23 protein-coding genes are annotated in these 23,342 nt (G+C 73.0%); 9 read left to right on the forward strand and 14 right to left on the reverse strand.

From position 1 onward, the window contains the following. Positions 1–146 precede the first annotated feature (146 nt). From ABZX85_RS05095 to ABZX85_RS05105, 3 genes are read left to right on the forward strand one after another with little or no spacing between them, the layout of a single operon-like run. On the forward strand, positions 147–1,460 hold the full coding sequence (locus tag ABZX85_RS05095) for an ABC transporter substrate-binding protein (protein ID WP_355862588.1): 1,314 nt from the start codon (positions 147–149) through the stop codon (positions 1,458–1,460). Then, positions 1,460–2,413, forward strand: a complete 954-nt coding sequence (locus tag ABZX85_RS05100; RefSeq protein ID WP_355862589.1) for a sugar ABC transporter permease — start codon at positions 1,460–1,462, stop codon at positions 2,411–2,413. The genes ABZX85_RS05095 and ABZX85_RS05100 overlap by 1 nt, the downstream gene beginning before the upstream one ends. Further along, on the forward strand, positions 2,410–3,240 hold the full coding sequence (locus tag ABZX85_RS05105; RefSeq protein ID WP_355862590.1) for a carbohydrate ABC transporter permease: 831 nt from the start codon (positions 2,410–2,412) through the stop codon (positions 3,238–3,240). Before ABZX85_RS05100 ends, ABZX85_RS05105 begins: the two co-directional genes overlap by 4 nt. 46 nt (positions 3,241–3,286) lie before the next feature. Here ABZX85_RS05105 and ABZX85_RS05110 read toward each other — a convergent pair whose 3' ends face one another. The 3 genes from ABZX85_RS05110 to ABZX85_RS05120 form a co-directional block, all read right to left on the reverse strand. Next, the gene (locus tag ABZX85_RS05110) at positions 3,287–4,576 is read right to left on the reverse strand and encodes a ribonuclease D (RefSeq protein WP_355862591.1); all 1,290 of its coding nucleotides are present in this window, start codon (positions 4,574–4,576) and stop codon (positions 3,287–3,289) included. Positions 4,577–4,903: 327 nt separating this feature from the next. Continuing rightward, positions 4,904–5,566 (reverse strand): response regulator transcription factor, encoded by a 663-nt coding sequence (locus tag ABZX85_RS05115; protein WP_355862592.1) that lies wholly within the window; start codon positions 5,564–5,566, stop codon positions 4,904–4,906. A gap of 278 nt (positions 5,567–5,844) precedes the next feature. After that, on the reverse strand, positions 5,845–6,498 hold the full coding sequence (locus ABZX85_RS05120) for a DUF3000 domain-containing protein (protein WP_355862593.1): 654 nt from the start codon (positions 6,496–6,498) through the stop codon (positions 5,845–5,847). Between the two features lie 129 nt (positions 6,499–6,627). Between ABZX85_RS05120 and hemE the strand changes: the two genes are divergently transcribed. Beyond that, positions 6,628–7,695: a uroporphyrinogen decarboxylase gene (gene hemE / locus ABZX85_RS05125; RefSeq protein ID WP_355862594.1), complete on the forward strand. Its 1,068-nt coding sequence runs from the start codon at positions 6,628–6,630 to the stop codon at positions 7,693–7,695. A 7-nt stretch (positions 7,696–7,702) separates the two neighbouring features. Here the strand turns inward: hemE and ABZX85_RS05130 are convergent, their stop codons facing one another. Next, complete coding sequence (locus ABZX85_RS05130; RefSeq protein ID WP_355862595.1) at positions 7,703–8,515, reverse strand: rhomboid family intramembrane serine protease; 813 nt, start codon at positions 8,513–8,515, stop codon at positions 7,703–7,705. A 125-nt stretch (positions 8,516–8,640) separates the two neighbouring features. Between ABZX85_RS05130 and ABZX85_RS05135 the strand changes: the two genes are divergently transcribed. Next, the gene (locus ABZX85_RS05135; protein ID WP_355862596.1) at positions 8,641–8,904 is read left to right on the forward strand and encodes a hypothetical protein; all 264 of its coding nucleotides are present in this window, start codon (positions 8,641–8,643) and stop codon (positions 8,902–8,904) included. Here ABZX85_RS05135 and ABZX85_RS05140 read toward each other — a convergent pair. After that, positions 8,901–10,280: an FAD-dependent oxidoreductase gene (locus tag ABZX85_RS05140; RefSeq protein ID WP_355862597.1), complete on the reverse strand. Its 1,380-nt coding sequence runs from the start codon at positions 10,278–10,280 to the stop codon at positions 8,901–8,903. The genes ABZX85_RS05135 and ABZX85_RS05140 overlap by 4 nt on opposite strands. 10 nt (positions 10,281–10,290) lie before the next feature. Further along, on the reverse strand, positions 10,291–11,220 hold the full coding sequence (locus ABZX85_RS05145) for a DUF4349 domain-containing protein (protein WP_355862598.1): 930 nt from the start codon (positions 11,218–11,220) through the stop codon (positions 10,291–10,293). 171 nt (positions 11,221–11,391) lie between these two features. On the opposite strand from ABZX85_RS05145, the gene hemG reads away from it, so the two are divergent. Both hemG and hemQ read left to right on the forward strand, forming a co-directional pair. Beyond that, positions 11,392–12,846, forward strand: a complete 1,455-nt coding sequence (hemG, locus tag ABZX85_RS05150) for a protoporphyrinogen oxidase (RefSeq protein ID WP_355862599.1) — start codon at positions 11,392–11,394, stop codon at positions 12,844–12,846. A gap of 5 nt (positions 12,847–12,851) precedes the next feature. Beyond that, positions 12,852–13,583, forward strand: a complete 732-nt coding sequence (gene hemQ / locus ABZX85_RS05155) for a hydrogen peroxide-dependent heme synthase (RefSeq protein ID WP_355862600.1) — start codon at positions 12,852–12,854, stop codon at positions 13,581–13,583. A gap of 18 nt (positions 13,584–13,601) precedes the next feature. On the opposite strand, the gene ABZX85_RS05160 is transcribed toward hemQ, so the two are convergent. The 6 genes from ABZX85_RS05160 to ABZX85_RS05185 all read right to left on the reverse strand — a co-directional run bounded on the left by ABZX85_RS05160 (position 13,602) and on the right by ABZX85_RS05185 (position 20,340). Beyond that, a complete protein-coding gene (locus ABZX85_RS05160; RefSeq protein WP_355862601.1) occupies positions 13,602–15,200 on the reverse strand; it encodes an alpha/beta hydrolase in 1,599 nt (532 codons plus the stop codon). Between the two features lie 131 nt (positions 15,201–15,331). After that, positions 15,332–16,114, reverse strand: coding sequence for a TIGR04222 domain-containing membrane protein (locus ABZX85_RS05165; RefSeq protein ID WP_355862602.1), 783 nt, complete (start codon positions 16,112–16,114; stop codon positions 15,332–15,334). 111 nt (positions 16,115–16,225) lie between these two features. Beyond that, complete coding sequence (locus tag ABZX85_RS05170) at positions 16,226–16,912, reverse strand: DUF4142 domain-containing protein (protein ID WP_355862603.1); 687 nt, start codon at positions 16,910–16,912, stop codon at positions 16,226–16,228. Positions 16,913–17,026: 114 nt separating this feature from the next. Beyond that, positions 17,027–18,673, reverse strand: a complete 1,647-nt coding sequence (locus ABZX85_RS05175) for a DUF692 domain-containing protein (protein ID WP_355862604.1) — start codon at positions 18,671–18,673, stop codon at positions 17,027–17,029. 131 nt (positions 18,674–18,804) lie between these two features. Beyond that, the gene (locus tag ABZX85_RS05180) at positions 18,805–19,596 is read right to left on the reverse strand and encodes an SAM-dependent methyltransferase (protein ID WP_355862605.1); all 792 of its coding nucleotides are present in this window, start codon (positions 19,594–19,596) and stop codon (positions 18,805–18,807) included. 36 nt (positions 19,597–19,632) lie between these two features. Then, positions 19,633–20,340 (reverse strand): aminoacyl-tRNA hydrolase, encoded by a 708-nt coding sequence (locus ABZX85_RS05185; protein WP_355862606.1) that lies wholly within the window; start codon positions 20,338–20,340, stop codon positions 19,633–19,635. A gap of 44 nt (positions 20,341–20,384) precedes the next feature. Here ABZX85_RS05185 and ABZX85_RS05190 point away from each other — a divergent pair, with 44 nt between their 5' ends. After that, positions 20,385–21,233, forward strand: coding sequence for an ATP-binding cassette domain-containing protein (locus tag ABZX85_RS05190; RefSeq protein WP_355862607.1), 849 nt, complete (start codon positions 20,385–20,387; stop codon positions 21,231–21,233). After that, positions 21,233–21,907 carry an ABC transporter gene (locus tag ABZX85_RS05195; RefSeq protein WP_355862608.1) on the forward strand — a complete coding sequence of 225 codons (675 nt, stop codon included), beginning with the start codon at positions 21,233–21,235 and terminating at the stop codon, positions 21,905–21,907. The genes ABZX85_RS05190 and ABZX85_RS05195 overlap by 1 nt, the downstream gene beginning before the upstream one ends. A 302-nt stretch (positions 21,908–22,209) precedes the next feature. Here the strand turns inward: ABZX85_RS05195 and ABZX85_RS05200 are convergent, their stop codons facing one another. Beyond that, complete coding sequence (locus tag ABZX85_RS05200; protein ID WP_355862609.1) at positions 22,210–22,347, reverse strand: hypothetical protein; 138 nt, start codon at positions 22,345–22,347, stop codon at positions 22,210–22,212. A 5-nt stretch (positions 22,348–22,352) separates the two neighbouring features. Continuing rightward, positions 22,353–23,240 (reverse strand): polysaccharide deacetylase family protein, encoded by an 888-nt coding sequence (locus tag ABZX85_RS05205; RefSeq protein WP_355862610.1) that lies wholly within the window; start codon positions 23,238–23,240, stop codon positions 22,353–22,355. Between the last annotated feature and the right edge of the window lie 102 nt (positions 23,241–23,342).

The raw sequence follows: 23,342 nt of genomic DNA on the forward strand, positions 1-23,342 counted from the left end.
CCTAAACCGGTCCACCTCAGGGGAGGACGACGAGTTTCACATCCTTGGCGGGAATGGGACTTTACCGGTTGAGGGGAGCGCTGCCAGAGTGCCGAATCAGCCAACCCGCACGTGCTCATCCGTCCCACCGAACGGAGTCGATGCACATGAACCGCCGTACCGTCCTGGCCGTCGCAGTGGGAGCCGCCCTCCTCGCCGCCGGCTGCACCTCCACCGGAGGCACCTCGAAAGGCGCCGACGCCGAGGCCCCCGCCGACCCGGCGAAGGTCTCCGGCACCATCACCGTCCTCACCCAGCGCACGGACCTGGTGCAGAACGGGAAGATGAAGGAGTACGCCGCGGCCTTCAACAAGACCTATCCGAAGGTGAAGGTCGAGTTCCAGGCGCTCACCAACTACGAGTCCGAAGTCAAGATCCGCATGAACACGGAGAACTACGGCGACGTCCTGATGATCCCCGCGGTCATCAAGAAGTCCGACTACCCGAAGTTCTTCGCCTCCCTCGGCACCGTCCAGGAGCGGGCCAAGAAGTTCCGCTTCACCGGCTTCACCGCCGTCGACGGCAAGGTCTACGGACAGACCCCCATCGGCGTGATGCCCGGCTTCGTCTACAACAAGCGGATCTGGCGCGAGGCCGGCGTCACCGACTGGCCCACCACCCCCGAGGCGTTCCTCACCGCCCTCAAGGCGATCAAGGACAAGACCGACGCGACGCCGTACTACACGAACTTCGCCGCCCAGTGGACCCTCACCTCCTGGACCTACGTCGACGGCGCCGTCCACTGCGACCCCAGGGCCACCGAGAAACTCGCCTCGGGCGACCCCTGGGCCGAGGGCTCCGACCTGCGCGTCGGCGACACCCTGCTCTACGACATCGTCAAGCAGGGCCTCGCCGAGAAGGACCCGACCACCACCAACTGGGAGCTGTCCAAACCCCAGTTGGCCAAGGGCCAGATCGCCACCCAGTGGCTCGGCACCTGGGCCATCGTCCAGTTCCAGGACGCCGCCAGGCAGGCGAAGGTGAACCCCGACGACATCGGCTTCATGCCCTTCCCGTCCCAGACCGGCGGAAAGTTCTGCTCCACCGTCAGCCCCGACTACAACCAGGCCGTCAACGTCCACTCCAAGAACAAGGAAGCCGCCCGCGCCTGGGTCGACTGGTTCACCGAGAAGTCCGGCTACGACAAGGACAACCTCGCGATCTCCCCGCTCCAGAACGCCCCCCTGCCCGCCGTCCTCAAGCCCTACGAGGACGCCGGCGTCAAACTCATCGAGCTCGACGACACCCAGGGCGCCAGGGTCAAACTCGTCGACAACGAGTCCGAGGTCGGCATCTACGCCCCCGACTACCGCCTCGACCTCGTCGACCTCGCGCGCGGCGCCCGCAAGGGCAGCCTGGACGACTTCCTCGGTGACCTGAGCAAGAAGTGGACCGCCGCCCAGAAGAACGTGGGGTCCTGATGGCGGACACCGCGCAACAGGAGGCGGCGCCGACCGGACGGGGGACGAGGACCGCGGCCCCCGTACCGGCGCCGCCCCCGCGCCGCGCCCGCCTCCTGCGCGGGCTCACCCCCTGGCTGTTCCTCCTCGCGCCGCTCGCCCTGCTGATCACCTTCACGTACGTCCCGATCGTCAACATGGTCGGCTACAGCTTCACCGACTGGGACGGCGTCAGCCCCGAACTGCACTACACGGGCACCGACAACTACCGCGAACTCGCCACCCGGCCCGACCTGTTCGAGGTGTTCTTCGTCAGCGGCTACTACCTCGCCGCGTCCGTCGTGCAGATCGTCGCCGCGCTCTACTTCGCGACCGTCCTCAGCTTCGACGTGCGGTTCCGGAACTTCTTCAAGGGCGTGCTCTTCTTCCCGTACCTCATCAACGGGGTCGCCATCGGGTTCGTCTTCCTGTACTTCTTCCAGGACGGCGGCACCCTCGACTCCGTCCTCGCCCTCCTCGGCGTCCACACCGACCACGCCTGGCTCGGTACGCCGGTCTCCGCGAACGTCTCCCTCGCGGGCGTCTCCGTCTGGCGCTACCTCGGGCTGAACTTCGTGCTGTTCCTCGGGGCGATCCAGTCGATCCCGGGCGAGCTGTACGAGGCGTCCGAGCTGGACGGCGCCAACCGCTGGCACCAGTTCCGGCACATCATCGCCCCCGGCATCAAGCCGGTGCTGACGCTGACGGTCATCCTCTCCGTCTCCGGGTCCCTCGCGGCGTTCGAGATCCCGTACATCATGACCGGCGGGGCGACGGGCACGGAGACGTTCGTCATCCAGACCGTCAAGCTGGCCTTCCAGTTCAACAAGACCGGCCTCGCCTCGGCCTGCGCGGTGGTCCTCCTGCTGATCGTCCTCGCCGTCACCTGGCTCCAGCGCAGGCTCGTCCCCGACGACAGGGTGGACCTCACATGACCCGCCGCGCGGTCGCCCGCACCCTCGTGTACGTCACCCTCGTCCTCGCGACGCTGGTGGTCCTGCTGCCGCTCGCCGTCGTCTTCCTCACGTCCCTGAAGACGGACGACGAACTGGCCCGCGGCGACCAGGCGCTCGCCCTCCCGGACGACTTCCTCAACTTCCACAACTACGTCACCGCGTTCCAGGACGGCCACATGCTGTCCGCCTTCGGCAACACGGCGGTCATCCTGCTCTTCTCCATCGCCGGGACCGTCCTGATCGGCTCGATGACGGCCTACGCGATCGACCGCTTCACCTTCCGGCTACGGAAACTGGTCGTGGCGCTCTTCCTGCTGGCCGCCCTCGTCCCCGGCGTCACCACCCAGGTCGCGACCTTCCAGATCGTCAACGGCTTCGGCATGTTCGACACCCTCTGGGCGCCGATCGCCCTCTACATGGGCACCGACATCGTCTCCATCTACATCTTCCTGCAATTCGTCCGCTCGATCCCCATCTCCCTGGACGAATCGGCCCGCCTCGACGGCGCCAACGCCTTCACGATCTACCGCCGCATCATCTTCCCCCTGCTGAAACCGGCGATAGCGACCGTCGTCATCGTCAAGGGCATCACCGTCTACAACGACTTCTACATCCCGTTCCTCTACATGCCGTCCCAGGACCTGGGCGTCATCTCGACCTCGTTGTTCCGCTTCAAGGGCCCGTTCAGCGCCCACTGGGAGACGATCTCGGCAGGCGCGATCCTGGTGATCCTGCCGACGCTGATCGTCTTCCTGGCGCTACAGAAGTTCATCTACAACGGCTTCACGAGGGGCGCGACAAGATGAGAGCGCCCCGAGGGGCGCTCTCTCACGGGCCGGACACCGGTGGCGGCTAGGCGGCTTCGACCCCCAGCGCCTCCACCAGTACCGGCGTCACCAGCTCCACCTGCCACGGCCGGGCCCCGAGCGCGACCAGCACCTCCGCGACCCCCTCCGCGTCGGCGGCGGCCGGCGGCTCCCAGCACACCCTGCGCACCGTGTCCGGGGTGATCAGGTTCTCCTGAGGCATGTTCACCTGCTCGGCCAGCGTGGAGATCCGCGCGCGGGCGGCGCTCAGCCGGGCCGCGGCGGCGGGGTCCTTGTCGGCCCACGCGCGCGGCGGGGGCGGCCCGGTGACGGGCTGCCCCGGCATCGGCAACTGCGCCTCGCCCAGCGCCCGCGCCCGGTCGACGGCGGCCTGCCACTGGTCGAGCTGGCGCCGCCCCATCCGGTGCCCGAACCCGTTCAGCGCGGCGAGGGCGTGCACGGTCACCGGAACGGCCAGCGCCGCCTCGACGATCGCGGCGTCCGCCAGCACCTTCCCGGGCGACACGTCGCGCCGCTGTGCGATCCGGTCGCGCGTCTGCCACAGCTCCCGCACGACCGCGAGCTGGCGGCGCCGGCGCACCTTGTGCATCCCGGACGTCCGCCGCCAGGGGTCCTTGCGGGGCTCGGCGGGCGGCGCCGCCGCGATCGCGGCGAACTCCTGCCGCGCCCACTCCAGCTTCCCCTGCCGGTCGAGCTCCTTCTCCAGCGAGTCCCGCAGATCGACGAGCAGCTCCACGTCGAGCGCGGCGTAGCGCAGCCACGGCTCGGGCAGCGGCCGGGTCGACCAGTCGACGGCGGAGTGCCCCTTCTCCAGGACGTACCCGAGGACGCTCTCGACCATCGCGCCGAGCCCGACCCGGGGGAACCCGGCGAGCCGGCCCGCCAGCTCGGTGTCGAACAGCCGGGTGGGCACCATGCCTATTTCGCGCAGGCACGGCAGGTCCTGGGTCGCGGCGTGCAGCACCCACTCGGTGTCGGCGAGCGCGTCCCCGAGCGCGGAGAGGTCGGGACAGGCGACGGGGTCGATGAGCGCGGTCCCGGCCCCGGCCCGGCGCAACTGGACGAGATAGGCCCGCTGTCCGTAGCGGTAACCGGAGGCCCGCTCCGCGTCGACGGCGACCGGCCCGCTGCCGGCGGCGAAGGCGGCGACCACCTCCGCGAGCGTCTCCTCGTCGGCTACCACGGGCGGAATTCCCTCGCGGGGTTCCAGCAGGGGCGTCGGCGCCCCCGGAGCAGTGGACTCGCCGTTGTCCGGAGGAGCGCCTCCGGTGGTTCGCAGTGAACTGGCTGCTGCGGTTTCTTGGGCGTCGGTCACCTGTCAAGGGTATCCGTGCAAGACAGCCGCCCGCCGACGGAACGTTCCGTCGACGGGCGGGGGAGGGGCGTAAACCGGTCACCCGTGCGACCCGTGCGGGGCGCGGTGACGACGACCGGCAGAAACGGTTCCTACGGTGGTGCGGACGGCCGTACGCACGGTGACCGCCGGGTTGGGACGGGCCGTGGACGGACGGTTGCGAGGGGGTGTCCGGAGGGTTTGCCTCCGCCTGAATTCTTTGTGTGAAACCAGCCGGAATCCCTTGTTCCGCATGGATCGCGGGGGGATCGGGCACGCTCGCGGGTGATCAGAGACGGTGGTCGGGGGTCAGTGGATGATTCCGGTCCGCAGCGCCACCGCGACCATTCCGGCGCGGTCGCCGGTGCCGAGCTTGCGGGCGATACGGGCGAGGTGGCTCTTGACGGTCAGGGCCGACAGGCCCATCGAGACGCCGATCGCCTTGTTCGACTGGCCTTCCGCGACCAGCCGCAGCACCTCCACCTCGCGGCCGGATAGCTCGCGGTAGCCGCCCGGGTGGCCCGGGGCCCCCGGAGGGCGGCGGTGCATGCGCGCGGCCGAGGCGCCGATGGGGGCGGCGCCGGGCCGGCCGGGCAGGCCGACGCCGGCCCGGGTGCCGGTGACGACGTACCCCTTGACGCCGCCGGCGAGAGCGTTGCGGACGGCGCCGATGTCGTCGGCGGCGGACAGGGCGAGCCCGTTGGGCCAGCCCGCGGCGCGGGTCTCGGAGAGCAGGGTGAGACCGGAACCGTCAGGGAGGTGGACGTCGGCGACGCAGATGTCGCGGGGGTTGCCGATGCGGGGACGAGCCTCCGCGATGGACGAGGCTTCGATCACGTCGCGGACACCGAGGGCCCAGAGGTGACGGGTGACGGTGGAGCGGACGCGCGGGTCGGCCACGACCACCATCGCGGTGGGCTTGTTCGGGCGGTAGGCGACCAGGCTTGCGGGTTGCTCAAGGAGAACGGACACCGGGCCTCCTGGGAGTGGCGGGGCCGGTCCGTCCGGGGCTCGTGGGGACGAAGCCGGGACGAACCGTGCTTTTCAAGGTCACAGTCGTCTTCGGCAGCGAACCCGGGGTCCTTTAGAAAATGATCACGATCTAGTGAGCAAGAATCCGTGCAATTCGGACACGCGATCGATCATCCGAAGATCGAGTCGGTTCACTCGCGTGCGCTTGGGTGATGGAAAGTGGCCGTATCGACAAAAGGATGACCAAGATGCGCCCGTTCGGGGGAGACGCGGCTGGATCAGCGTGACTCGGGTCCGCGACGCTGGGGCAGCGTGACGACGGAGGCGTCCCCGGGACCGGCCGGCGGGAGCCCCGCCACCTGTGCCAGGAGGTCGCACCAGGACGCCAGGTGCGCCGCCGCGTCCGGCACTCCGCCGAGGCCCGTGCGCGGCGTCCAGGAGGCCCGGATCTCGATCTGCGACGTCGCCGGCCGCTCCGACAGCCCCCCGAAGTAGTGCGACCCCGCGCGCGTGACGGTCCCGCTCGCCTCGCCGTACGTCAGCCCGCGCCCCTGGAGCGCACCCGTCAGCCACGACCAGCACACGTCCGGCAGCAGCGGATCGACCGCCATCTCCGGCTCCAGCTCCGCCCGCACCAGCGTCACCAGCCGGAACGCCCCGCGCCACGCGTCGTGCCCGTCCGGGTCGTGCAGCAGGACCAGCCGCCCGTCCGCCAGATCCTGGTCGCCGTCCACGACGGTCGCCTCCAGCGCGTACGCGTACGGCGCGAGCCGCTGCGGCGCCGGCGTCGGCTCCATCTCGATCTGCGGACGCACCCGGGCCGCCCGCAGTGCCTCCACGGCAGCCCTGAAGGCCGCCGGAGCCTCCCGCTCACCCCCGTTCGCGTCGTCCATCCCCGCGCCGTCCGACAGTCGTCCCTGAGCCGCAGCCATGCGGGGAAGAGTAAGGGGAACGGGCCCTTCGCGCAGGGCAAGACACCCGAGCGCCCGGCCACGCGCGCGTGCGCCCCCGGCGAACAGGCGGCGACGGGACCGTCACGGCGGCGTGCGAGACTTGCCGTCGTGAGTGCGAACGAGAGCCCCGCGGGCCGCCCGCCGACAGCGACGTACGACAGCCCCTTCCTGAAGGCGTGCAGGCGCGAACCCGTGCCGCACACCCCGGTGTGGTTCATGCGGCAGGCCGGCCGTTCGCTCCCCGAGTACCGCAAGGTGCGCCAGGGCATCCCCATGCTGGAGTCCTGCACCCGCCCCGAGCTGGTCACGGAGATCACCCTCCAGCCGGTCCGCCGGCACAATGTGGACGCGGCGATCTACTACAGCGACATCGTCGTCCCCCTCAAGGCCATCGGCGTCGACCTCGACATCAAGCCCGGCGTCGGCCCGGTCGTCGAGAACCCGATCCGCACCCGCGCCGACCTCGCCCAGCTCCGGGACCTCACCCCCGAGGACGTTCCGTACGTCACCGAGGCGATCGGCCTGCTCACCGCCGAACTCGGCGCGACCCCCCTGATCGGCTTCGCGGGCGCCCCCTTCACGCTCGCCAGCTACCTCGTCGAGGGCGGCCCCTCGCGCACGTACGAGAACGCCAAGGCGATGATGTACGGCGACCCCGAGCTCTGGGCCGACCTGCTGGACCGGCTCGCAGAGATCACCGCCGCGTTCCTGAAGGTGCAGATCGAGGCGGGCGCCTCCGCCGTGCAGCTCTTCGACTCCTGGGCCGGCGCGCTCTCCCCGGCCGACTACCGGCGCTCGGTCATGCCGGCCTCGGCGAAGGTCTTCGACGCGGTCGCCGGGTACGGCGTCCCGCGCATCCACTTCGGCGTCGGCACCGGCGAACTCCTCGGCCTCATGAGCGAGGCCGGGGCGGACGTGATGGGCGTCGACTGGCGCGTCCCGCTCGACGAGGCGGTCCGCCGCGTCGGCCCCGGCAAGGCCCTCCAGGGCAACTTCGACCCGACGGCCCTGTTCGCGGGCCCCGAGGTCGTCGAGGCCAAGGCGCGCGAGGTCCTCGACTCGGCGGCCGGCCTGGAGGGGCACGTCTTCAACCTGGGGCACGGCGTGATGCCGGCCACCGACCCGGAGGCGCTCACCCGGCTCGTGGAGTACGTCCACACGCAGACGGCGCGCTGAGAGGCCGTCAGGAGCTGTGCCGGGTCCGCGCGCGCCTGCCGAACAGCAGGCCGCGCGGCTCCGGGGGCGGGATCGTGTTCCGCTTCAGCGGCCAGGCCAGCAGCATGCCGGCCACGAACCCGACGACGTGCGCCTCGTAGGCGACCGTCCCCGCCGACGACACGCCCTCGCCGGCAGAGTAGAACGCCTGGAGCCCGAACCAGAAGCCCAGCACCAGCCAGGCCGGCAGGCGCAGCGGCAGGAACACCAGGAACGGCACCAGCACCCACACCCGGACCCTCGGGTACAGCACCAGATAGGCGCCCAGCACCCCCGCGATCGCCCCGGAGGCGCCGATCAGGGGGTCCGTGGACTCCGCGTTCAGGACGGCGAAGCCGTAGGACGCCGCGTACCCGCAGATCACGTAGAACAGCGCGAACCTGACGTGCCCCATGCGGTCCTCGATGTTGTTCCCGAAGATCAGCAGGAACAGCATGTTGCCCAGCAGGTGCAGCCACCCGCCGTGCAGGAACATCGCCGTGAACACGCTCAGCACCGGCGACTTGGTGTAGTCCGGCGGACCGGCCAGACAGGCGCCCGCGCGCACGTCGCCGGTCGCCACCAGCGTCGGCAGCTGCTGGTGGATCATCTCGCGCGGGACGGCCGCCCACTGTTCGAGGAAGGCGTGCAGATGGCACGTCTGCACCAGCGTGCTGTCGCCCTTCACCGAGCCGGCCAGACCCGGCATCCACAGGAAGACGAGCACGTTCGCGGCGATCAGCGCGTACGTCACCACAGGGGTGCGGCGCACCGGGTTCACGTCATGGACGGGGATGACCACGAGGAACTACTTCCCGCGATGAGCCCGGCGAACCGGTGAACGCCGCTCCGCACGCGCGCGTATGAACCGGCAACCGCCCGCGGCGCGGGGAAGGCGCTTCGCGGGGACGACGTGAGGAACAGACGATGAACGACCGAGTCACCCCGATGCACGCCCTGCCCGACGGCGAGGCCGAACTCTCTCTCGTGATCCGTCTCCCCTGGGAGGACGTGGCCCGGCTCGGCCAGGAGGCGGGCCGGCTGGCCGCGCAGACGGGCCGTCCGGTGACCCTCGACGAGGCGGTGGGCCACCGGCTGCGCACCCGTCAGGCGGTCCCCACCCACGCCAAGCCCGTGGTGGAGCAGGCGGCGGCGGTCTCCGCCCTCCCGAGGCTCACCGGCACGGCCTAACCACCCAGCTTCCGGGCCGCCTTGCGCGCCGCCACCAGCACCGGGTCCCACACCGGGCTGAACGGCGGCGCGTAGCCCAGGTCCAGGGTCGTCATCCGATGCACCGTCATGGCCGCTGTGAGCGCCACAGCGGCGATGTCGACCCGTTTGGCGGCTCCCTCCCCACCGACGATCTGAACGCCCAGCAGACGGCCGCTCAGGCGTTCCGCGAGCATCTTGACCGTCATGAGCGCCGCCCCCGGGTAGTAGCCCGCCCGGGACGTCGACTCGACCGTGACCGTCTCGTACGACAGCCCCGCGCGCGTGGCGTCCTTCTCGCGCAGCCCGGTCCGGGCGATCTCCAGCCCGCAGACCTTGCTGACGGCCGTCCCGACGACCCCCGGGAACACCGCGTCCCCACCGGTGACGTTCGTCCCGATGATCTGCCCGTGCTTGTTGGCGTGCGTGCCCAGCGGGACGTACCGCTCCCGCCCGGAGACCAGGTCCAGCACCTCCACGCAGTCCCCGCCCGCGTAGATGCCGTCGTGCCCGCGCACGCGCATCCGGTCGTCCGTCAGCAGCCCGCCGTGCCCGCCCAGCGGCAGCCCCGCCGCGCGCGCGAGGGACGTCTGCGGGCGCACCCCGATCCCCAGGACGACGACGTCCGCCGGGAACTCCCGCTCCCCGGCGACGACCGCGCTCACCCGGCCCTCGGCGTCCGTGCGCAGGGCGGTCACCTCGGCGTCGTCGGCCATCGTGATGCCGAGGCCCTCCATCGCCCGGTGCACCAGGCGCCCCATGTCCGGGTCGAGCGTCGACATCGGCTCGCTGCCCCGGTTCACGACCGTCACCTCGAAACCCCGGTTGACCAGCGCCTCCGCCATCTCCACGCCGATGTACCCGGCGCCGACGACCACCGCCCGGCGCCCCCGCGCGCGGGCCAGCGTGTCGATCAGGGCCTGGCCGTCGTCCAGGGTCTGCACGCCGTGCACCCCGCGCGCGCCGATCCCCGGGATGTCCGGCCGCACCGGGCGCGCGCCGGTCGCGATCACGAGCCGGTCGTACGGCGTCCAGGACTCGGCGCCGGAATCGACGTCCCGCGCGCGCACGCGCCTGCCGGGGACGTCGATCCCGGTGACCTCCGTGCGCAGCCGCAGATCGATGTCCCGGGCGCGGTGCTCCTCGGGGGTGCGGGCGATCAGGGAGTCGCGGTCCGGGACGTCGCCGCCGACCCAATAAGGGATGCCGCACGCCGAGTACGACGTGAACCGGCCGCGTTCGAAGGCGACGATCTCCAGTTCACCGGGGGACTTCGCCCGCCGGGCCTGGGACGCCGCGGACATGCCCGCGGCGTCCCCGCCGATCACGACCAGCCGTTCCCGCGCGCTGTTGCTCATGCCCCCAACGCTACGGCCGGGACTCCCCGTCGCTCTCCGGGTGCGCCGGCAGCGGCGCCGGACGGGCCGCCGGGGTGCTCGACGCCGCCGGCAGCAGCGGGCGCAGGACACGCCGCCACAGGGCCACCAGGAGGGCGCCCAGGGCCAGGAACGGCAGCGCCGCCGCGAGGACGACCACGATCCACCGCAGCACCGACACGAAGGCGTGCCAGCCCCCGGAGAGCGCGTCCAGGACACCCGGGTCGTCGTCCTCCGCGGGCGCCTTCGGGGGCGTCTGCGTCAGTGTCAGGGTGATCGTCGCGAGGCTCGTGCGGTCCTTCAGGGACGCCTGCTGGGCCAGCAGCGACTCCAGGTCGGCCTGACGGCGGCTCAGTTCGCCCTCCAGGCTGACGACGTCGCTCAGGGACGTCGCCCGGTCCATCAGCTCCCGCACCCGCGCCACGCTCGCCCGCTGCGACTGGACGCGGCTCGCGACGTCCACGACCTGGTCCGTGACGTCCTCGGCCTTCGAGGTGCGGTTCAGGAGCTTGCCGGCGCCCTGGAGCGCGCTCAGGACGTCGTCGTAGCGCTCCACGGGGACGCGCAGGACGACCTCCGTGTGCTCGGCGTCGTCCTCGTCGCGGGTGGTGGTCTCGTCGCCGACGTAGCCGCCCGCGTCCTCGGCGGCCGTCCGGGCGGCGGCCAGGGCCTTGGAGACGTCCTTGACCTGGACGCCGATGGCGGCGGTGCGGATGATGCTGCTGACGGCGGCCTTCGGCGGCGTGGACGCCCGTACGCCGGACGGGCCCGAACCGGTGCCCCCGCGCGCGGAGTCCTCCTTCGCGGCGGCCTTGTCCTGCCCGGCCGACCCCGAGTCGCCGCCGGCGCTGCACCCGGCGAGGGCGAGGGCGACGGCGGCGAGGAACGCGGCCAGGGCGTGTGCGGATCTGCGTGCGGGCATGTGGAGATCCCCCCGAGAGGTGTGAAGACGCGTCGCGTCGACGGACGTTCCTTCGACGCGCGGACCTGCTTCGACGTTGGCGGACGCGGGTTCCGAAGAGGTCACGTTCGGGACGCACCCCGGCCACACCGCGCACGCGGCGTTGTCGGTGGGGTCTGAGAGGCTGGTTCCATGAGCGCAGCACGTACGGGCGGTACAGGGCGGGTCGTCGTCATCGGGGCCGGGATCGCGGGGCTGGCCGCGGCCCACCGGCTGCTGGAGCGCGGGGCGCGGGTGACCGTGCTCGACGCGGCGGACAGAGTCGGCGGGAAGCTGCTGCCCGGCGAGATCGCGGGCGTCCGCACCGACCTCGGCGCCGAGTCCATGCTCGCCCGCCGCCCCGAGGGCGTCGCCCTCGCCCGCGAGGCCGGCCTCGGAGACCGCCTCCAGCCGCCCGCCACGGCCACCGCCTCGATCTGGACCCGGGGCGCCCTGCGCCCGATGCCCAAGGGGCACGTGATGGGCGTCCCCGGCGCCGCCGAGGCCCTCGCCGGAGTCCTCTCCGAGGAGGGCCTCGCCCGCATCGGGCGGGACGCCGACCTGCCGCGCACGGAGGTCGGGGACGACGTCGCGGTCGGCGAGTACGTCGCCGAGCGGCTCGGCCGCGAGGTCGTCGACCGGCTCGTCGAACCCATGCTCGGCGGGGTGTACGCGGGCGACGCGTACCGCATCTCGATGCGCGCGGCCGTCCCCCAGCTCTTCCAGATCGCCCGCGCGCACACCTCGCTCACCGAAGGCGTCCGCGAACTCCAGGCGAAGATGGCGGCCAGTCAGCAGACCGGGCCCGTGTTCACCGGCATCGAGGGCGGCATCGGGACCCTCCCGCTCGCCGTCGCCGACGCCGTCCGCGCGCGTGGCGGCGAGATCCTCACCGGCACGCCCGCGCGGGAGCTGCGCCGGGACACCGAGGGGTGGCGGGTCGTCGCCGGGGACCGTGAACTGCGCGCGGACGCCGTCGTCGTAGCCGTACCCGCCCCCGTGGCCGCCGGACTCCTAGCCGACGAATCCCCCGGGGCCGCCGCCGAACTGCGCGCCATCGAGTACGCGTCGATGGCCCTCGTCACCCTCGCCTACCGCCGCGCGGACGCCGGACTCCCGGCCGGCAGCGGCTTCCTCGTCCCCCCGGTCGACGGGCACTCCATCAAGGCGTCCACGTTCTCCTCCCAGAAATGGTCCTGGGTCGCCGACCAGGACCCGGACGTCCTGGTCCTGCGCACCTCGCTCGGCCGCCACGGCGAGACGGAGATCCTCCAGCGCGACGACACCGCGCTCACCGACCTCTCCCGCCACGACCTCCGCGAGGCCACCGGCCTCGACGCCACGCCCCTGGAGACCCGAGTCGTCCGCTGGACCGACGGCCTGCCCCAGTACCCCGTCGGCCACCACGCGCGCGTGGCCCGCATCCGCGACCACGTCGCCAAGCTCCCCGGCCTCGCCGTCTGCGGCGCCCAGTACGACGGCGTCGGCATCCCCGCCTGCATCGCGAGCGCCGACGCGGCCGTCGACCAGATCGACGGCGACCTCAGAGCCCTCCGGGAGCTGGCGGCGAACCCGGTGCAGAGCCTCCACGGCGGAGCGGGAGAATGACAGGCATGAGCGAGAACGCCCCCACCCCCGAAGCCGGCCGAATCCCCAACAAGGGCAAGCTGGCCAAGGACCTCAACGAGGTCATCCGCTACACCCTCTGGTCCGTCTTCAAGCTGAAGGACGTCCTCCCCGAGGACCGCGCGGGCTACGCCGACGAGGTCCAGGAGCTGTTCGACCAGCTCGCCGCCAAGGACGTCACCGTCCGCGGCACCTACGACGTCTCGGGCCTGCGCGCCGACGCCGACCTCATGATCTGGTGGCACGCGGAGACCAGCGACCAGCTCCAGGAGGCGTACAACCTCTTCCGGCGCACGAAGCTCGGCCGCGCCCTGGAGCCGGTCTGGTCGAACATGGCGCTGCACCGCCCCGCCGAGTTCAACCGCTCGCACATCCCCGCGTTCCTGGCCGACGAGACGGCCCGCGACTACGTCAGCGTGTACCCCTTCGTGCGCTCCTACGACTGGTACCTGCTGCCCGACGAGGACCGCCGCCGCATGCTCGCCGACCACGGCAAGATGGCCCGCGGCTACCCGGACGTCCGCGCCAACACGGTCGCCTCGTTCTCCCTCGGCGACTACGAGTGGATTCTCGCCTTCGAGGCCGACGAGCTGTACCGCATCGTCGACCTCATGCGTCACCTGCGCGCCTCCGAGGCGCGGATGCACGTCCGCGAGGAGGTCCCGTTCTACACGGGCCGCCGCAAGGAGATCAGCGAGCTGGTCGCGGGCCTCGCCTAAAAGCCTCGCCCGAGAGCCTCAGCGCAGCCGGCGGGCCGCCTCCCGTACGCGGTCCGTCGGCCTCGGCTCCGCGTGCGGCGCGCAGGACGCGCGGCGCCCCGGGAGCCGGCCCGCCAGCAGATACGCCTCCAGATACCGGTTGACGCACGCGTTCGACGCCCCGCCGATGCCATGGCTGCCCGCGTCCCGCTCGGTCACCAGCACCGCCCCGGCGAGTCGGCGCCGCAGCTCCAGCGCCCCCTCGTACGGCGTCGCCGCGTCCCGCTCGGCCGCCAGGATCAGCGTCGGCGGCAGCTCGCCCGGCGCGGTCCGCACGTCCAGCGGGCGCTGCCGGGGCGCCGTCCAGAACGCGCACGGCAGGTTCGACCAGGCGTTGTCCCACGTCTCGAACGGCGCGACCCGCGCGATCCGCGTGTTGTCCCGGTCCCAGACCCGCCAACTCGTCGGCCAGGGCGCGTCGTTGCACTCCACGGCCGTGTACACGGCGTGCGCGTTCTCCGCCTCCGCCGCGAACTCCCGCACCGGCCCCGCCTGCGCGATCAGCTGCTCAGGCTTCCCCTTCAGGTACTCCGACAGCGCCCGCGCGCGGTGCGGCCAGTAGTCGTCGTAGTACGCGGCCTGGAGGAACGTCCGCTGCAACTGCCCCGGGCCGACGATCCCGCCCGCCGGCTGCTCCGCGAGCTGCGCGCGGGCCCGCTCGTAGCTGCGCAGGACGGCCTCCGCGGTGGCGCCGAGGCCGTACACGTCGTCGTGCTTCGCGATCCACTCGCGGACGTCCGTCCAGCGGCTCTCGAACGCCAGGGACTGGGTGAGGTTGCTGCGGTACCAGATCTGGGCGGGGTCGGGGTTGACGACCGAGTCGAAGACCATGCGGCGGACGTGGCCGGGGAACATCGAGGCGTACAGGGCCCCGAAGTAGGTGCCGTACGAGGCCCCCATGAACGTCAGCTTCTTCTCGCCGAGGGCCGCGCGGATCACGTCCAGGTCGCGGGCGTTGTTCAGCGAGTGGTAGTGGCGCAGGGCGTCCCCGGAGCGGTCGGCGCACCCGCGCGCGTACGCGCGTGCCTGGGCGATCCGTTCGCGCTTGTACGACTCCGAGGGGTGCGTCGGGGAGATCGACGGGGCCTTGATGTGGTGCGCGGGGTCCTGGCAGGACAGGGGGGCGGACCGGCCCACCCCGCGCGGGTCGTAGCCGACGAGGTCGTAGGCGGCGGCGATCCGCTTCCACTCCGGGACCAGGCCGATCAGCGGGAAGTACAGGCCCGAGCCGCCGGGGCCGCCCGGGTTGTAGAGCAGGGCGCCCTGCCGGGGGACACGGCGCTTGCTGTTGCCGGGGTCGCGGTGGGTGGCCTCGACCCGGCTGACCGTCAGCGGGATCTGCGTGCCGTCGGGGCGGGCGTAGTCGAGCGGGACCTCGACGGTCGCGCACGTCATCGAGCCGGGGAAGTCGCCCGCGTCCGGGCAGGCGCCGAAGTCGAGGCCCTTCGCGGCGGCGCGGGCGGCGGCGAGGGTCGTGCCGCGCGCCTCGGGGACGGCGGGCGCGCTCTGTGTCGGGGAGGCGACGAGGGTGGTCAGGAGCAGGGCTCCTGCGGCCGAGTGGAGGGCGGCGGCTCTCATCGGGGTCCCTTCGGTGCAAGGCGGCTCGGTGCGCGTCCTGGACAAAAGGGATGTTTGGGTTCGGGTGCGGGGGAAGGCAAGCACCGCCGGGCGGGTGTCGGGGGCAATGCTCCGATGCGCCCCCCGCCGGGTCAGTCGCGCCGGGGGTACGGCGTGCGGGCGAACGCCGCTCTCAGGTTCGGTTCGTCCAGGGCGCGGATGCCGTGCACGGCGACCGAGGTGAGGTACGTGCGGTCCTGGGCCAGCGACTCCAGCAGCCGCAGGCCCGCCGGGGAGGCCCAGCGGGTGTACGGGGGGATCTCCACGCGGGCCATCGCCAGGCAGCTCAGGGTCAGCGCCAGGGGCAGCGCGAACCAGAGGGCGACCAGGGCGTGCGGGACGTTCGGGGCGGGCAGCAGGAGCGCCAGGGTGCCCAGCAGGAGGACGGCCGTCGCCGCGGTGCGCACCTCGCGGATGCCCGCCGCCACCGTCGTACGCGCCCCGTCGGGCATCGCGAGACCCGCGCTCACCAGCCGGTCGGCGAGGCCCCGGACCGCGTCGCCGGTCGCCGTGCTCGCCCGCACCGGGGCGATCGGGGACTGCCCCTCCGGGCCGATCGCGCCCAGCACCGAGCGCTCCATCTCGTCCCGGCCCCGCGGGTCGACGACGGTCGCCCAGCCGGTGTGCGCGAGGAGGAGGCGGTGGTCGCTCGCCATCGACACCAGGGTGAGGTCGGCGACCCGCGCGGGGCCGCCGGAGAGGAACGCCGCCTCGTACAGCGTCAGGCCGTGCGCCGGGCCCGTGTGCGCGGCGGTCTCGGCGGCGCGCGCCGCGTCCGACCCGACGGCCGCCGCGCGCACGGCGGCCAGGCACAGGCGCGAGCACGCGGCGACCGCGACACCCCAGGCCAGGACCAGCAGAAGCACCCAGAACATGCCGCGTTTCTATGCCAGAAACGCGTGGTACCGCCATGCTTTGTTCACGATCCGGACGGAGCGTTGTGGGTATGTGACGTTCCGCTTACGGTGCGTCGTGGAAGCCGGGGGCTACGGGGCGGTCGGCACCGTGAGGGGCGGGGGTGAATCGGTCGCGAGGTCCCGGGCCAGCGCGTCGAAGTCGACGTACCCGGTGGCCTCCAGGACCTGGATGTGGTCCAGGACCGTCGCGTTCGCGTCGTCCGCGAGGTCACGGACGAGGGAGTTGCGGGTGCTCGCGCGGGCCTGCGCGACGACCGTGAAGATCCTGCCGTGCGCCAGGCGCAGAATGTTCGCGAACTTCCAGTCGTAGCCGGTGCCCTGGGCCGCGTCCAGCTCGCGCAGCCAGCCCTGCTGCTGGGCCGTCGGCCGGTCCGGCAGCGGGAGGTTCAGCCGCGCCGCTACGGACCGCACCCGCTCGTCCAGGAACGTGTGCCCCTCGACCAGATGCCCGCCCGCCGTCCGTACGGCCGTCGTCGTGCCCTTCTGCTGGGCCTGCCGGCCCGCCGGGATCTCCCACAGGCCCGCGAGCCGCACCTTCTCGACGAACTCCCGGTCCAGCTCCGACAGCGGGCCGTACCGCGTCGTCACGGTCGTCCCGGCGTTGAGGAGGCTCGGGCCGCCGCTCGCGTCCGAGCGGTCCGCGTACGACCAGAGCGGGAACGCGATCGCCGCGATCGTCAGCGCGAGGCCGACGATGATGACGCCGGTTCCGCTGAGCAGGTTCCCCGCCCAGGTCTCCTGACGGCGCGCTCGCATGGGTGCCTCCCGGGTGTGGCACCGCACTTCGGTGGTTCGTGTGTGTCGGGTGCGGATTACGGAGTTTACCGGGGGCGTTGTGTGAACGGCCGTGCGGGGGTGAACGGCCGGGGGTCAACGGCCGGTCAGGGAACGGACCGTGCGGGCCAGCCGGGACCGCCTGCGCGGGGCCGGGCCCGAGCGGTCCAGCCACCAGCGGCGCAGCTCCCGGCGGGGGCGCGGCGCGAGCGCGGCCGGGTCGTCGAGGAGGTGGGCCGCGAACTCCAGGGCGTCCTGGCGGTAACCGCCGCGCAGGGGGCGGGTGGTGGCGTAGGCCAGGAACGCCGGGCGGTAGCGGGCGCCGAGTATCTCCGGCAGCTCCGGGGCGACCTTCGCGACGATCCCGGCCCGCTTCGCCGCCAACGCCCGCGCCTGGACGCCGAGCCGGACACGGTCGAAGCCCTCGGGGGCGGGGGTGCCGGCGACCAGGGCGGAGAGCAGGGAGGTCTGGGCCAGGGCGAGACGCTGACGGGGGAGGTCGGTGGGCCGGTGGGTGCGGGGCGCGGGTACGGGGGCGGCGGGGGGTATCTCCGTGAGGTGCACGGGAGCCGGGCGGACGGCCGCCAGCGTCTCCGTACGGGTCCGCGCCAGGGCGCCGAGCGACACCGCCTCCCTGATCGCCTCCAGCTCCCCGCGCAGCTCCGCCGGGTCGGGGAAGTTGTCGTCGCGCTCCAGGAGGACACCGGGCGGGGCGGTGCGGGAGGCGAGGTCCGTGAGGAGGCCGAGGACCTCGGCGGGGACGGGGTGGGCGTGGCTGTCGTGCCACACGCCGTCCCTCTCGTAGCCGCCCGCGACATGGACGTACGCCACGGCCTCCACCGGGAGTTCGGCGAGCGCGCGGACCGGGTCCTCGCCCCGGTTGACGTGGTTCGTGTGGAGGTTCGCGACGTCGATGAGGAGGCGGACGCCGGTGCGGTCGGCCAGGTCGTACAGGAACTGCCCCTCGGTCATCTCCTCGCCGGGCCAGGCGAACAGCGCCGCGATGTTCTCCACGGCCAGCGGGACGGGCAGGGCGGCCTGGGCGATCCGGACGTTCTCGCACAGCACGTCCAGCGCGTCCCGCGTCCTCGGCACCGGCAGCAGATGGCCCGCCTCAAGACCGGCCGTCGCCGTGAGCGCCCCGCCCGCCCGCACGAACGCGATGTGCTCGGTGACGAGCGGCGACCCCAGCGCCTCCGCCCGCTCCGCCAGCGCCCTCAGCCGCCCCTCGTCGGGCCGCTCCGCCCCGCCCAGCCCCAGCGCGACCCCGTGCGGGACGACCGTGACCCCCCGGGCCCGCAGCCGCAGCAGGGACTCCGGGAGATGACCGGTGCAGAGGTTCTCGGAGACCGCCTCCACCCAGTCGACACCGGGCATCCGCTCGACGGCCTCCGCGATCTCGGGACGCCAGCCGATACCGGTACCGAGCCGCAGGGGGCGAGCGGGGGCGGGGGCGAGCGGGGGAGCGGTGGCGGGGTGGGGCTCGGCGTGGGAGGGGACGGGCGCGAGCCGGGGTGCGGCGAGGGAGCCGGGCGCTCCAGTGGGGCCGCCGGCCGTGGGACGGCTCCCGACAGCGAGGCCCCCCGCGGCGGCGTCACCCGCGGTGCGCATCTCCGCGACGGCGCCCGCGAGGCCCTGACCAGGGCGTGGTGTCGTGCCCGGGCCCGCCCCGGACCCTGTGTGCGCGCCCGTCCCCGACGGCGTCCTCGTCTCCAGCCCTGTGCCCGTCCCTCGCTGTCCCATGCCCCCTCCTTCGACGTGCCGGCCCTTCGTGGGTGACGGAGATATGACCCCCGTCACGCCGGGCCGAACCTCCGGGAGGGGGGTTCAGAGCAATATTTGAGGTTCGGGGCCGGGCCCGTCCGGGGCCCGGGTCAGCGCTTGAGGGCCACGCCGCCGAAGCTGTCGACGTCGCGGCGGGAGGGGTCGTCGGCGGGGGTGCGCCACTCCGCGACCGGCACCAGACCGGGCTCCAGCAGGTCGAACCCTTCGAAGAAACGGGCCAGTTGATCGGGGGTGCGGTTGACGCGCGGGTTGTCGCCGGCCTCGTTCCAGCGCTCGACCATCGCGCGCATCTCGGCCGCGTGGAACACCTCGGTGCTGTCGCAGAAGACGAGGTGACTGCCGGGCGGCAGCGCCGACTTGAGCTCGCCGACGAGGTCGTAGGCGGAGTCGTCGGGGATGTGCGCGGCGATGCCGAGGAGCATCAGGGCGAGCGGCTGATCGAAGTCCAGGGTCGTGCGCGCGGCCCGCAGGATCGCGCCGGGGTCGCGCAGATCTGCCTCGATGTAGTCGGTCGCGCCCTCGGCGGTCCCGGCGAGGAGGGTGTGGGCGTGCTGGAGGACGACCGGGTCGTGGTCGACGTACACGATCCGCGCGTCCGGGGCGATGCCCTGCGCGACCTCGTGGGTGTTGTCGTGGGTCGGCAGGCCCGTGCCGACGTCGAGGAACTGCCGGATGCCCACCTCGCCCGCGAGGTAGGCCACCGCCCGCTTCAGGAACGCCCGCTGGGCGCGCGCGATGTCGACGATCTCGGGGTTCAACGACCGTATCTGGTCGCCCACCTGACGGTCGATCTGATAGCAGTCCTTGCCGCCGAGCCAGTAGTTCCAGATGCGCGCGGAGTGCGGCACCTCGCTGTTGATCGGCGGACGGTCAAGCGGCATGACGACTCCCCGGTGCGCGAACGGCCGTAGTGGATCTCACGGTAGCCGCCTGCGCAGCGCGGGATGATCCGAGACGACCGTACAACTCCCCGGCGCGATCTCGGTGAAGCCGGCATCACGGACCAACGGCAGCCCGCTCGCCGTCAGTTCGGACCAGCGGCCGGCGTCGGCCGTGCGGACGGCGAGCGCGAAGCCGGTGTCGCGCCAGGCGGCCCGCTCCTCGTCGGACAGTTCCCACCAGGCGAGCTGGGCGGCGTGACCGGTCTGCGCCATGGTCTTCCCGGCGGACATGCCGAGCTCGGGGTTGAGCCACAGCACCGGCACGCCCGGCTCGGCCTCGGCAGGCGGCTCGGGGTCGTCCAGGTCCGTGCCGGAGACCTGGAGGCGGGCGAGGTCCTTGGGCCAGCCGTCCAGCGGCACCGGCGGGAAGACCCGGACCTCGGCCGACTTGCCGGTCACGGTGACACCGTCCAGCGCCTGCGCGCGCCGCCACTCCGCGCCCCGGGCCCGGCGGACGACCTTGCGGATACGGGCGTCCTGCCAGTCCGTCATGGCCCGCGCCCACGCGCCGTCGCCGGTCGAGCGGGCGTCGTCGAGGATCAGCAGGACCGCGCGGGCGGCCGTCTCCAGCGCGTCCGTGCGGGCCGGCGGGGCGTCGCGTTCGATGCGGACGACCAGGGGCAGGACGAACTGCGGGGCCTCGTCGCGCGGGCTGGCCTCGGACTGAAACGGACTCTCGCTCACCCGAAGCAGGCTACGTGACCTCGTGGGCGGGAGAGGATGCGGCCATGGATCACGCACTCCGACTGGATCAGGTGGGCCGCCGCTACGGCCCGCGCGGTCCGTGGATCTTCCGGGGCGTCGGCCTCGGCCTGCCGGCCGGCACCCTCACGCGCGTCGAAGGGGCCAACGGGACCGGGAAATCGACCCTGTTGAGGCTGTTGGCGCGGCTCGACTCGCCCAGTGAGGGGCGGGTCCAGGGGCGGCCCCGGACCGCGTACGTGCCCGAGCGGTTCCCCTCCGCGCTGCCCTTCACGCCGGTCTCCTATCTGACTCACCTCGGGGCGATCCACGGGGTCGGGCGGGGGCGGGCGGGTGTGGTGGCGGGGGAGTGGCTGGAGCGGTTCGGGGCCGGGGGGTTCGCGCGGACGCCGATGGGGCGGCTGTCCAAGGGGAGCAGTCAGAAGGTCGCGGTGGCGCAGGCGTTCGTGGGGGAGCCGGAGCTGCTCGTGCTCGACGAGGCGTGGACGGGGCTGGACACCGAGGCGCGGGGGGAGCTGGAGCGGGCGGTCGCGGAACGGACGGCGGCCGGGGGTGCCGTGGTGTTCGTCGATCACGATCCCCGGCGGCTGACGGGGGTGGCGGACGCGGTGTACGAGGTGCGGGACGGGGGGCTTCATCGGCGTACGCAGGAGACGGCCGCTTCGGCCGAGGGGCCCTGTGCCGTCGTCGAGGTGCGGGGAGCGGCGGGGGGTTCGCTGCCGGAGGGGGTGCTGCTCAGGGCCGTTTCCGCGGTGGAGGCGGGCGGGGTGTGGCGGGTGACGGTTCCGGTGGCGTACTCCGATGTCGTCCTGCGGGAGCTGCTGGGGGACCGGCCGCCGTGGCATGTGGAGAGCGTGCGGAAGGAGGGGGCGTGATGGGGGCCGTCGTCCGCTACCAGGCGGCGCTGCTCGCCCGCTCCCAGCGCTGGCTGCCGCCGGTGCTGCTGTACGTCGTCTTCCTGGGCATCGGCGTGCAGGGCGGGCAGCCTCTGCTGGACTCCCTCGGGTACGCCGCCGCCGCGCTGCTGCCGACGGCCGCCTGGCTGGTGCGGATCTGCGTCGGCAACGAACCGTCCGCCGCGCGCAGCGTCGTCGCGGCGGCCGTCGGTCCCGGACGCGCGCACCTGGCAGCGGTGCTGGTGGGCGCCGGCACCGCGACGGGCCTCGGCCTCGTGGGCACACTCGTCGTCACCTGGATCAGCGATCCCGTCAGCTCCGACCACCAGCGCCGGGTCCCACTCCTCGACGCCGCCGTGGCCGGTCTGCTGGCCGCCCTGACCTGCGCACTCCTCGGCACGGCGATCGGCGTCATCAGCGCCTGGCCGGTCCTGCGCACGCCGGCCCGGGCTGTCCCCGCGCTGATGCTGGGCGCGCTCCTGACCCTCGTCGTGACCGGCTCGCCCGCACAGGCGGCGGTCAGCGGGCTGGTCACCGGCTCCCGTGACGCGGTCGTACCGACGCCGGTGCTCCCGCTCCTCGCGGCGGCCGTCGTGACGGCGGGGGTGGTGGCGGGGGCGTGCGCGCTGGTGTCGCGGCGGGCGGTGGAGTGAGTGCGGGGGGTGGTGGCGGTCGGCGAGCGGCTCCGGGCCTGGACGGCCCGCTACGGCTTGGAGCCGGCCGGAGTGTGTCGGTCGGGTGCGGGGTGTTGGCCGGACGGCTCAGGCTGGGTGGGTCGGCGTCGGCTCGCTGCCGGGCCGGTGCGGTGTGAGCCGGTCGGGGCGGATCGGCTGGGGCGCGGGGGCCGTATGGGCGGTCCGGCTGTCGGGCGGTGGCTGATGGGAGGCTCCGCGGCGGCCGGGGTGGAGCGGGCGCGGCCCGGCGGCGGTTCGGTCGGGCCGCCCGCGCCCGCGTGTCAGCCCGAGCACGCCGTTCGCTGGGCCTCCTGCCATTCGCACACCGGGCACAGGGTGATGCCCTTGTGGGTCTCCGGGTACTCCGTCGGTTCGCGGCACAGGACGCACTCCGCGTGCGGGGTGTCGGGGTCGGTCATGCTTCTCAGCCTACGGCTGCCCTGATCTGCTCGGAGACCTTCACGAAGCGGTACCCCTGGCGGCGGAGTTCGGGGACGATCGTGCGGAGGGCGCGTTCCGTGGTGGGTGCGGCGCTGCGGGTGCAGTGCATGACGACGACGGAGCCGGGCTTGACGCCGTCCAGGACCTGGCGGGCCACCGCGTCCGCGTCCGTCGCGAAGGCGTCGCCGCTGACCACGTCCCACTGGACGGCTGTGACGCCGGTGGCGCTCAGCGCGCGCAGCGCCGTCTTGTCGTAACAGCCGCCGGGGAAGCGGAAGTAGGGCATGGCGTGCGGGACGCCCGCCTTGCGGAACGCCGCGTACGCCTTCTCCACGTCCTCCTTCATCCCGGCCTCCGGGACCGTCGGCAGGCCGTAGCAGTCGGACGTGAACGCGTGATGGCTGTACGAATGGTTCGCGACCTCGAACAGGGGGTCGCGGCCGATCGAGCGGGCCTGGTCGGGGTACTCCTCGGCCCAGCGGCCCGTCATGAACACCGTCGCCGGGATCTTCAGCGAGCGGAGGGTGGAGATCAGCGCCGGGTTGTCGAAGTGCTCGCCGTTCGCCGCGCGCTCCCCCTGGTCCGAGGTCATGTCCGCGTCGAAGGTGAGGGCGACCGTGCGGTCCTTGCCGCGCGGGGCGTGCTCGAAGACGGGGGTGAGACCGGCGGGGCCCGCCGCGAGGGTCGGGGGTGGGGAGGGGGCCGGGGCTTTGGCGGGGGGTGCGGAGGACGCGGCGGGGGTGCGTTCGGGGGTCGGGGCCGAGGCGGAGGGGGTGGATTGGGTGGTGCCGCAGGCGGTGAGGGCGGCGGCCAGGGCGCAGGCGGTGGCGAGGGCGCGGGTGCGGGTGCGGTGGCGTGCGGGAGTGATCACCGGATGACGGTATGACAATCACACCGGGCGTCTGGTGTGGCGCTCCGGGGGGTTCACTCAGGTGGGCCGGGAAGGCGACGTCCGGCAAAGGGGGCCGAGGTC

The sequence above is a fragment of the Streptomyces sp. NPDC004539 genome, assembly GCF_040610055.1.
Taxonomy (GTDB): Bacteria; Actinomycetota; Actinomycetes; order Streptomycetales; family Streptomycetaceae; genus Streptomyces.

Excerpts from the sequence above, each read along its gene's own strand:
- ABZX85_RS05095 (WP_355862588.1), top strand. The coding sequence starts at position 147 with ATGAACCGCCGTACCGTCCTGGCCGTCGCAGTGGGAGCCGCCCTCCTC.
- ABZX85_RS05100 (WP_355862589.1), top strand. The coding sequence starts at position 1,460 with ATGGCGGACACCGCGCAACAGGAGGCGGCGCCGACCGGACGGGGGACG.
- ABZX85_RS05105 (WP_355862590.1), top strand. The coding sequence starts at position 2,410 with ATGACCCGCCGCGCGGTCGCCCGCACCCTCGTGTACGTCACCCTCGTC.
- ABZX85_RS05120 (WP_355862593.1), bottom strand. The coding sequence starts at position 6,498 with ATGGCTGCGGCTCAGGGACGACTGTCGGACGGCGCGGGGATGGACGAC.
- ABZX85_RS05135 (WP_355862596.1), top strand. The coding sequence starts at position 8,641 with ATGAACGACCGAGTCACCCCGATGCACGCCCTGCCCGACGGCGAGGCC.
- ABZX85_RS05140 (WP_355862597.1), bottom strand. The coding sequence starts at position 10,280 with ATGAGCAACAGCGCGCGGGAACGGCTGGTCGTGATCGGCGGGGACGCC.
- ABZX85_RS05145 (WP_355862598.1), bottom strand. The coding sequence starts at position 11,220 with ATGCCCGCACGCAGATCCGCACACGCCCTGGCCGCGTTCCTCGCCGCC.
- hemG (WP_355862599.1), top strand. The coding sequence starts at position 11,392 with ATGAGCGCAGCACGTACGGGCGGTACAGGGCGGGTCGTCGTCATCGGG.
- hemQ (WP_355862600.1), top strand. The coding sequence starts at position 12,852 with ATGAGCGAGAACGCCCCCACCCCCGAAGCCGGCCGAATCCCCAACAAG.
- ABZX85_RS05160 (WP_355862601.1), bottom strand. The coding sequence starts at position 15,200 with ATGAGAGCCGCCGCCCTCCACTCGGCCGCAGGAGCCCTGCTCCTGACC.
- ABZX85_RS05165 (WP_355862602.1), bottom strand. The coding sequence starts at position 16,114 with ATGTTCTGGGTGCTTCTGCTGGTCCTGGCCTGGGGTGTCGCGGTCGCC.
- ABZX85_RS05170 (WP_355862603.1), bottom strand. The coding sequence starts at position 16,912 with ATGCGAGCGCGCCGTCAGGAGACCTGGGCGGGGAACCTGCTCAGCGGA.
- ABZX85_RS05175 (WP_355862604.1), bottom strand. The coding sequence starts at position 18,673 with ATGGGACAGCGAGGGACGGGCACAGGGCTGGAGACGAGGACGCCGTCG.
- ABZX85_RS05180 (WP_355862605.1), bottom strand. The coding sequence starts at position 19,596 with ATGCCGCTTGACCGTCCGCCGATCAACAGCGAGGTGCCGCACTCCGCG.
- ABZX85_RS05190 (WP_355862607.1), top strand. The coding sequence starts at position 20,385 with ATGGATCACGCACTCCGACTGGATCAGGTGGGCCGCCGCTACGGCCCG.
- ABZX85_RS05195 (WP_355862608.1), top strand. The coding sequence starts at position 21,233 with ATGGGGGCCGTCGTCCGCTACCAGGCGGCGCTGCTCGCCCGCTCCCAG.
- ABZX85_RS05200 (WP_355862609.1), bottom strand. The coding sequence starts at position 22,347 with ATGACCGACCCCGACACCCCGCACGCGGAGTGCGTCCTGTGCCGCGAA.